This is a genomic window from Thermoplasmata archaeon, assembly GCA_035632695.1.
Lineage (GTDB): Archaea > Thermoplasmatota > Thermoplasmata > RBG-16-68-12 > RBG-16-68-12 > RBG-16-68-12.
Genome location: DASQGG010000114.1, coordinates 1 through 1,920, shown reverse-complemented (window position 1 = coordinate 1,920; position 1,920 = coordinate 1). Strand labels below are relative to the sequence as shown.

The following is a 1,920-nucleotide window of genomic DNA, read 5'->3' as shown; positions in this document are numbered from 1 at the left end:
CACGACGTGGTGCCGTTGGCGAGGATCCAGGAGCCGTTGTTGACGCTCACCTGAACCCGCACCACGGCCACGTTGTCGGATGCAGTCCCTTGAACCGTGACGACGGTTGCGTTTAGGACGGCACCCCACGCGGGATACGTGATGACCACGGTCGGGGCCTCGTAGTCGGGCGGTGGGGGCGGTGGGGGCGGCATCGTTGGCGTGGCGTGCACCTCGTTCGATCGCGCTCCTTCCCCGATTGCGTTGGAAGCGGTCACCTCGTAGTAGTACGGCGTGCCGTTCAGCACGCCCGTGTCGACGTACCACTGCCTCAGTCCCGCGGACGCCAGGAACGACTCGGCCCCGGACGCGGTCCCCCGGTAGACGCGGTACTCCGTGAGCGTCGACCCGCCATCGTACGCGGGTGGGTACCAGCTCAGGTTGACCTGGTTCCAGGTGTTCGCGGTGGTGCCAACGGTTACGCGGACGTTTCCCGGTGCGGACGGTGCCGTGGGCGTGGAATTGACCTCGTTCGAACGCGGCCCCTCCCCGAGGACGTTCAGGGCGCTCACCTCGTAGTAGTACGTGGCGCCTTTCGTGGCAAACGAGTCTACGTAGGACGTGCCCGCGGTCGTGGTCAGGAACGTCTCGCTCCCCGACGTGGGCCCGCGATAGACGAGGTACTCGATGATGGGGTGCCCGCCGTCGTCGGCCGGTGGCTGCCAGCTCAGGAAGACGTTCTCCCCGGCGTACGTGAGGTCCATGTGTGCGCGAAGGCTGCACGGTGCCGACGGCTTGGACGGCGTGGCGGGCCCGTACGTGTAGGACCAGGTGTCGTTGAAGAGGTTCGACCCATAGCCGCCGAAGAGGATCGTCTGTCCGTGGACCGAGTCGTACGTCATCCCGGGATAGCCCCGGGACGGCGGACTTGCGGAGGGATGCTGCGTGGCCCACGCGTTGGACGTGATGTTGTACGACCAGGTCTTGTTTCCGCCGCCCCAGCCCTGGCCGAACAGGATCAGGTGGTCCGCGACGCTGTCGTAGACCATCGGGAGGTCCACGGGCGGCGGCGGGCTAGACGCCGCGCTCAGGTTCGTCCACGTGTTCGTCCCGTACTCGTAGGACCACGTGTCGTTGGCCACCGAGCACCCTTCCATGTAGCCGTTCGTGCAGCCCCCGAAGAGGAAGGTCCGGTCTGCCTTCGGGTCGTAGGCCATCGATGCGCCGAAGCGACTCGGGGGCGAGACCGCGGGCACCAACTGGGTCCAGTTGTCGTTCGTGTAATCGTAGGACCACGTCTGATTGGTTCCGAGGTAGAACACGTCGGGCGCGATGGCCCCGCCGCCGAAGAGGAGGACCCGGTCCGCCGCCGTGTCATACACCAGGTTGACGTCGTGGCGCAATCCCGGACTCGTGGCCGGGTTCATCCGGGTCCACGTGTTCGCATCGGGGTCGTACGCCCAGGTCAAGGCGGCACCGTGCGTGGGCTGGGTCTCCCCGAAGAGGATGACGCGATTCGCGTGGGAATCGAAGACCATGGCCGCCGTGGCAAAGCACACGCCGCAATACAGCTCCGGGTGCGTGGCGGGGGTGCGGTTGGTCCACCGGTTCGTCGCGGGATTGTAGGACCAGGTGTCATTGTAAGGTTTGGTGCCAGCCCAGCCCCCGAACAGGATCAATTGGCCAGATAGGGAGTCATAGGTAAGGAGAGGATCCCCGCGAGGCGACGGCGCGGAGGGTGGACTCAGGTTGGTCCAGGCATTTGCGGAACCAGCAGCCTGCGGTGTCCTCGCAAGGGGCGGCGCCGTCGAGGTCCTGGGACGCGCAGTGGGCGCAGGCGAGCCCAGGCCTGCGAGGAGCGTGGCTGCGACAATCGCGACCGTCACCGCGAGGACGATCATCGGCGTCCTACTCGCCCGGGATTGGGCCAATGCTCTCGCG

2 protein-coding genes are annotated in these 1,920 nt (G+C 66.5%); one reads left to right on the top strand and one right to left on the bottom strand.

The features are described 5' to 3' along the window. A partial coding sequence (locus VEY12_07865) for a kelch repeat-containing protein (protein HYM40042.1) occupies positions 1-1,658 on the bottom strand: 1,658 nt, incomplete at its 3' end. 70 nt (positions 1,659-1,728) lie between these two features. Between VEY12_07865 and VEY12_07860 the strand changes: the two genes are divergently transcribed. Continuing rightward, the coding region (locus VEY12_07860) for a hypothetical protein (protein HYM40041.1) at positions 1,729-1,920 on the top strand (192 nt) is incomplete at its 3' end.